Below are 602 nucleotides of genomic sequence, written 5' to 3' on the forward strand. Positions count from 1 at the left end.
GAGACATTTATCGGTTAACCCTAAGATGGCACTATTCAAGTCAGAGGTGCTTTTTGCACAGTTAGTTTCAGGCTCATTTAGGGTGTAAACGACTTTGTTGATTGTATTCATTAATGCGCGCCAATAATGAGTCATTCTTTGTAAAATCAAATGCAGGCGATGTAGCTTAAATAGCATTTGGCATAGTGATGATGGTGAGAAGTCATTGCTTCATTAGCCACATCATTCACGGTCATGCTCGCTTCTCTTTTTAAGAGTATCTAGTTAGACGTTCAGCTCACCTTATTGCGCGACTTATCCTTTTAAGAATCGTTGTTCATCAAACACCGTTTTGTTCTTCAGCATGAAATAGACGCAGCGGCCAAGCTTATGTGCCAGTGCAGACAACGCTTTTGCTTTACTCATTCGTTTTTGTAATCGATTAAGGTAGTTACGTGCTTTGTCATTACCACGTAGGTAAAGCACTGCTGCTTCGGAGAATGCCCATTTCAAATGAGCATTACCGATTTTATTGCCATTTGTGCCGTAGGTTTTACCGGCTGACTCCGCTTTGCATTTGACCAATCGAGAGTATGACGCAAACTTTTGTACTGATTCAAATC

The 602-nt window shown here is 40.9% G+C and carries 1 protein-coding gene; it reads right to left on the reverse strand.

The annotated features are described in order from the left end of the window. Positions 1-294: 294 nt before the first annotated feature. On the reverse strand, positions 295-602 hold a 308-nt coding region (locus IEY40_RS20135; RefSeq protein WP_188959368.1), incomplete at its 5' end, for a transposase.

It is taken from the genome of Shewanella ulleungensis, assembly GCF_014648315.1.
In the GTDB taxonomy this organism is placed as follows: domain Bacteria; phylum Pseudomonadota; class Gammaproteobacteria; order Enterobacterales; family Shewanellaceae; genus Shewanella; species Shewanella ulleungensis.